This window comes from Burkholderia sp. WSM2232, assembly GCF_000472545.1.
Classification (GTDB): Bacteria; Pseudomonadota; Gammaproteobacteria; order Burkholderiales; family Burkholderiaceae; genus Paraburkholderia.
This window is the reverse complement of the sequence record NZ_AWZV01000023.1, coordinates 117,767-124,381: the sequence shown is the minus strand read 5'-3', so window position 1 is coordinate 124,381 and position 6,615 is coordinate 117,767. Positions and strand designations below refer to the sequence as shown.

General features: G+C 64.4%; 3 protein-coding genes and 1 pseudogene. All 4 read left to right on the top strand.

The features are described from left to right. Positions 1-330: pseudogene (locus F757_RS0121285) on the top strand (nitrite reductase (NAD(P)H)); the annotation flags it as partial. Between the two features lie 30 nt (positions 331-360). Next, a complete protein-coding gene (gene nirD / locus F757_RS0121280) occupies positions 361-714 on the top strand; it encodes a nitrite reductase small subunit NirD (RefSeq protein WP_027213161.1) in 354 nt (117 codons plus the stop codon). A 55-nt stretch (positions 715-769) separates the two neighbouring features. Continuing rightward, on the top strand, positions 770-5,011 hold the full coding sequence (locus tag F757_RS0121275; protein WP_027213160.1) for a sulfite reductase subunit alpha: 4,242 nt from the start codon (positions 770-772) through the stop codon (positions 5,009-5,011). 179 nt (positions 5,012-5,190) lie between these two features. Continuing rightward, entirely contained in the window at positions 5,191-6,558 is a 1,368-nt protein-coding gene (locus F757_RS0121270; RefSeq protein ID WP_027213159.1) for an MFS transporter, read from the top strand. Positions 6,559-6,615: the final 57 nt, after the last annotated feature.

Sequence of the window (6,615 nt, the reverse complement as noted above, 5' to 3'; positions counted from 1 at the left end):
ACGGCGGACCGTCTGCAACGCACGAGCGTGTGGCGCGAAAGTCTGGAGGGCGGTCTGCAGTATCTGATCGACGTGGTGGTGCATGACAGGCTCGAAGTCGCCGCGGAACTCGAAGCGGACATGCAGCGCGTGATCGATACGTACGAATGCGAGTGGAAGAAGGCAGTGAGCGATCCCGAAACGCGCAAGCGCTTCCGTCACTTCGTCAACAGCGACGCAGCGGACAGCACGGTGAGCTTCGTGAAGGAGCGCGGACAGATCCGGCCGGCGACGCCGGACGAGCGTCAGTCGAAGCTTGCTGCCATTCCTGTCGTAGTGGAAACAGTGTGATTTTAAGCGTTATTGGAAAGGAGCCCCGCCATGAGTAACGACCGCTTGCCACAAACCTGGACGCCCGTTTGCACGCTCGACGACATTCTGCCCAACACGGGCGTTTGCGCGCTCGTCAAAGGCGAACAGGTTGCAGTCTTTCACGTGACCACGGACGACGACAATGCCGCCGTCTACGCGATTGAAAACTTCGATCCGGGTTCGCGCGCGGCGGTGCTGTCGCGCGGCCTGATCGGCAGCCTCGGCGAGCGCGTCGTGGTGGCCTCGCCGATCTACAAGCATCACTTCGACCTGCGCACGGGCGAGTGCCTGGAAACACCGGCGAATTCGGTGAGCGCATTTCCCGCGCGTGTCGAAAACGGCCAGGTGTGGGTCGCCGTTTGAGTTGCGCGCTTCTTTTGCCCGCGTTCCCTTGACTCCTTGAACGACGTTATCCGCCATGTCTTCGACTAATGTGAAAACCGTGTGCCCGTACTGCGGCGTTGGCTGTGGCATGGTGCTGCACGTCGAGGACGGGCAGGTCGTCAAGATTTCCGGGGACAAGGAGCACCCCGCGAATTTCGGGCGGCTCTGTACCAAAGGACAGTCGGCACACGTCGCGCTGCGCAAGTCGGGCCGGCTCGAGGGCGCGTTCGTGCGGCATGCGCGCGGCCAGGACCCGGCGCCGCTGCCGATGGCACAGGCGATCACCGACACGGCAGCGCGCTTGCGCAAGCTCCTCGACGAACACGGACCCGACGCGTTGTCGTTCTATGTGTCGGGGCAGATGTCGATCGAGGCGCAGTATCTGGTGAACAAGCTCGCCAAGGGCTTCGTACGCACCAACAACATCGAATCGAACTCGCGCCTGTGCATGGCGAGCGCGGGCAGCGGCTACAAGCTTTCGCTCGGCGCCGACGGGCCGCCTGGATCGTACGACGATATCGACCACGCCGACCTGTTCTTCGTGATCGGCGCGAACATGGCGGACTGCCACCCGATTCTGTTCCTGCGCATGATGGACCGCGTGAAGGCCGGCGCAAAGCTGATCGTCGTCGATCCGCGCCGCAATGCGACCGCGGAGAAAGCAGACCTGTTCATGCAGATCCGGCCTGGCACCGACCTCGCGTTACTCAATGGCCTGCTGCATCTGCTGCACGAAAACGGTCATACGGATAGCGCTTTTATCGACGAGCACACCGCTGGCTGGGACGCGATGCCCGCGTTTCTCGCCGACTACACGCCCGAGAACGTCGCCCACATCACCGGGCTTTCCGCGGACGACATTCGCCGCGCCGCGCAGATGATCGGCATGGCTCGCGAATGGATGAGCTGCTGGACCATGGGCCTGAATCAGAGCACGCATGGCACGTGGCACACCAACGCGATCTGCAACCTGCATCTGGCGACGGGCAGGATCTGCCGCCGCGGCAGCGGCCCGTTTTCTCTGACGGGGCAGCCCAATGCAATGGGTGGCCGCGAAATGGGCTACATGGGGCCTGGTTTGCCGGGCCAGCGCTCGGTGCTGGTCGACGAAGACCGCGCGTTTATCGAAGACCTGTGGGGCGTTCCGAAGGGCACGCTGCGCACCGAAGTGGGCAACGGCACCATCGACATGTTCGCGCGCATGGCGACCGGCGAGATCAAGGCATGCTGGATCATCTGCACGAATCCGGTGGCGAGTGTCGCCAACCGGCAGAACGCGATTGCCGGTTTGAGCGCGGCCGAGCTCGTGATTTCTCAGGACGCGTTTCTCGACACGGAGACCAACCGCTACGCAGACGTGCTGTTGCCGGGCGCGCTGTGGGCCGAAGCCGAAGGCGTGATGATCAACTCTGAGCGCAATCTCACGCTGATGCAAAAGGGCATCGAGCCGCCAGGCTCTGCGTTGCCGGACTGGCAGATCATCGCGCGTATTGCCTGCGAAATGGGCTTTGCCGAGGCGTTCAGCTATGCGAGCGCCGAAGAAGTGTTCGCCGAGATTACCCGCGCGTCGAATCCGAAAACCGGTTACGACCTGCGCGGCGCGAGTCATCGGCGACTGAGGGAAACGCCGCTGCAATGGCCGCTCGCGTCCGGCGATGGCGCCGTGCGCAACCCGATTCGCTACCTCAACGGCGGCGTGAATCAGCCGCTCAGGCAAACCGGCGGCAAGCGCGCGCGGCTCGTGTTTCCGACGCCGAGTGGCCGTGCAACGTTCTTCGCGCGCGCCTTCGCGGCGCCGGCCGAGTCGCCCGACCGCGAGTTTCCGATCGTGCTGAACACCGGCCGCCTGCAACACCAATGGCACACCATGACGAAGACCGGCAAGGTGGCCATGCTCAACAAGCTGAACCCAGGGCCATTTGTGGAGATACATCCGCAAGACGCGGCCACGCTCGGCATCCAGCCGAAGGACGCTGTCGAAGTGCGTTCGCGCCGTGGCCGTGCGGTCCTGCCTGCGCTGGTGAGCGATCGCGTGAGCGCGGGCAACTGCTTTGCACCGATGCACTGGAACGATGTGTTCGGCGACGACCTGTGCATCAACGCAGTGACGAGCGACGCCATCGATCCTGTTTCGCAGCAACCTGAACTGAAATTTTGCGCAGTCTCTCTGAGCCGCGTGGAGGTCGACACGATGCAATCCGTTCCCGACGACGACACCGCGGCGCTCTCCGAAAGCTCGGTCGCCGCCGCGACGGCACACGGCCTCGCGAGCGCGGCGAGCACCGTGAGCACCGGGAGCGGCGTGGCGGGCACAGAAGCCACGGCAAACGCGAGCGAGGCAAACGTGCCGCTTATCGACGCATTCACGAGCCTTCTGCAATTGCCGCCGACGCCCACGCCTTCATTCGACGAGAGCGAACGCACCTACCTTGCGGGCTTCGTGAACGGGCTGCGTTCGGCGGCAACCCAAGGCTTCGGTGCCGTTCCGGTGTTGCCGGGCGCGGCGCCCATCCGGGCCGCCAACCGGCTATACGTGGATGGTCTGCTTGCCGGCCTCTACAGCCGCAGTGCAAACACTCAGGCCGCGCCGCATGCGGCGTCTCATAACACGCTGGCCGAGCCGCGCGAGGCCGGGGTGCGGATCGTGCGTATGCGTCCCAAGGTCACGCTGCTATGGGCATCGCAAACCGGCAACACGGAGTCCCTCACCGAGCGTTACGCGACGCGTCTGATGGAATCGGGCTTTGAAATTCGCACCTCCTGCATGGCCGATTACGCGATGTCGGCGCTTGTCAAGGCGCAATACGTTTTGCTGATGACGAGCACGTTCGGCGACGGCGATCCACCCGATAACGCGCAAGGCTTCTGGACGCAGCTGCGTGGCGAGCATGCGCCGCGTCTCGAAGGCGTGCGTTTCGCCGTGCTCGCGCTCGGCGATCGCAACTACGACCAGTTCTGCGGACACGGCAGGCAACTGGACGAACGTTTCGCTGCGCAAGGCGCCATGCGTCTGATGGACCGCGTCGATTGCGACGGCGAGTATCAGGAAACCGCGGACGCGTGGCTCGAGCGCGTGATCGTGCGCATCAAGGAAGAAGATGCCGCGCTGCACGCGGTGCCGCCCGAGGGCATGATCAACGCGGTGGTGCCCGGCGCCGTGCCGACCAAGACGCGACCGGCCGCCTCGCGGCTCGTCGCGAATCTGCGCCTGAACCAGCAGGGCGCGGCGAAGGACACGCGCTACTTCTCGCTTGCCACCGGCGACTCCGGGCTCGAATACGAAGCCGGCGACGCTCTGGGCGTGTGGCCGAGCAATTGCCCGGAACTGGTCGACGAGCTGCTTGAACTCGCGGGCGTGTCCGCCGATGCGCCCGTGCACGTCGCGGGTGCCGGCGAAATGCGGCTTGCGGATGCACTCGGCAAGCACTATGAGATTGCCCGCCCCAATCCGGATGCGCTCGCCTTCATCGCGTCACGCACCAGCAACGGTGCATTGCGCGATCTGCTCGCGCCCGAACGCAAGACCGACCTCAAGCAGTGGCTATGGGGACAGCAGCTCGCCGACGTGCTGCACGAGTTTCCCGTCAAGCTCACCGCGGCGGAATTGACCGGCATGCTCAAGCGGTTGCAGCCGCGCCTCTATTCGATTGCATCAAGCCCGAAAGCTCATCCGAGCGAGGTTCATCTGACGGTGGCGGCTGTGCGCTACAACAACGGACGGCGCCATCGCAAAGGCGTGTCGTCGACTTTTCTCGCGGACCGCGCCGGCGACGTGAACGTACCGGTGTTCGTGCAGAAGTCCGCACACTTTCGTCTTCCTCATCAATCGGACACGCCGATGATCATGGTCGGCCCCGGCACCGGCGTTGCACCGTTTCGCGGCTTCCTGCACGAGCGGCGTGCACGCGGCGACAAGGGACGCAACTGGCTTTTCTTCGGGGAGCAGCATGCGGCCACCGATTTCTACTATCGCGACGAACTCGAGGCGCTGCGCGACAGCGGTGTGCTGACCCGTCTCGATGTCGCGTTCTCGCGTGACCAGGCGCAGAAAGTCTACGTGCAGGACCGCATGCGCGAGCACGGCGCACAACTGTGGGCGTGGCTCGAAGGGGGCGCGCACTTCTACGTATGCGGCGACGCGAGCCGCATGGCGCGCGATGTCGACGCTGCGCTCAGGGACGTGGTCGCCAGGCACGGCGCGATGAGCGACGAGAAAGCCGCCGAATACGTGAGCCGTCTCGCGCAGGAAAAGCGCTACGCACGCGACGTTTATTGACGCGCTGCGCGAAGTGATCGATTGCAGGCTTGATGGAGTATGCAGTTCGGCAGCGAGAACGACCCGCATGGCATGGACGTTGCATTAACAGCGCGGGGTCCAACAAAGTAATCATTCCGGTGCGTGGCGATGCATGCGGCGAGTCGGGTGATCGGAAAACAGTTTAGTGAGGATGTCTGATGAAAAACGTGATGAGTTCGCTTAAGAGCGGAGACTGGCGCGCGCTGGTGGCGTGTTTCCTCTATTTCGATACCGGCTTTACCGTGTGGGTTCTGTACGGCCCGCTCGCGCCGTTCATCAGCAAGAGCATTGCGATGACGCCCGCGCAACAGGGGCTGCTCGTCGCCGTGCCGGTGCTCTCCGCAGCAATTCTGCGCGTGACGCTCGGCAACCTCTATCAGTCGGCGCACGGCAAGCGCATTGCGTTGCTCGGCGTGCTGCTCTCGGCGGTGCCGACCATCGTGTTGCCGGTGCTGCCGTTCGTTCCGTCGTACACGTTGCTGCTGGTGCTCGGCGTATTTCTGGGCGTGGGTGGTGCGAGCTTTGCGGTGGCGCTGCCGATGGCAGGCAGCAACTATCCGCCGAAGGTGCAGGGCCTCGTGCTTGGGCTCGCGGCGGCGGGCAACATCGGCGCGGTGCTCGACGGCTTTCTGTTTCCGCAACTCGCCACGCACTACGGCTGGCAGGTCGCAACGGGCGGTGCATTGCCGCTGCTCGTGATCGCCGGAATCACGCTGTATTTCTGGGCGAACGACGCGGGCGTGAAAACCGGCAGTGTGCTGCGCGCGTTCGGCAGCTTCGTGGTAACGCTCGTCGGCCTGATCGTGCTGGTGCTGCTTGTCGAGGCAGGCATTTTCGGCGCGGGCAAGACCGGCGTGCTGCTGTTGCCGGTGATCGGCGCGCTGCTTGCCATCGCAGTGCTGCCCAAGCGGTATCGCGCGGTGCTCGCCGAGCGCGACACGTGGGTCATCATGCTGGTGTACAGCATCACGTTCGGCGGTTTCGTCGGCATGTCCTCGTATGTTTCGCTGCTGCTCACGAACCTCTATCAGCTTTCCAAGATCGACGCGGGGCTCTTCATGGCGCTGCTCGCGGCGACTGGCGCACTGGTGCGTCCGCTCGGCGGCCTGATTGCCGACAAGGTCTCCGGCGTGCGCGCACTGACCGTGCTGCTCGCGGCTATCTCGCTGTGCGACTTCGTGTTCGCGGCAGTCATGCCGACGCTGGCGGGCGGCATTGCGCTGCTGGTCGGCCTGTATGTGGCGTTCGGGCTCGGCAATGGCGCGACCTTCCAGCTCGTGCCGCATCGCTGGGCGGGCCGCACCGGCTTGATGTCGGGCATCGTCGGGGCGGCGGGCGGCATCGGCGGTTTCTATCTGCCGGTGGTGATGGGCATTGCGAAAGAGAGCACCGGATCGTACCAGATGGGCTTTGCGACGTTCGGTGCGCTTGCTGCATGTGCGTTCGTCGCAATCGTTGCGCTGCGCCGTCCGTGGATGGCGTGGTCGATGCAGTCGGCCGCACTGCATGCGCACGCAACGGAATAACGCAATGCGCCGGCAGGCAATGCCCGGCGTTGGGCAATAGAGTAGTGCAGCAGCGGC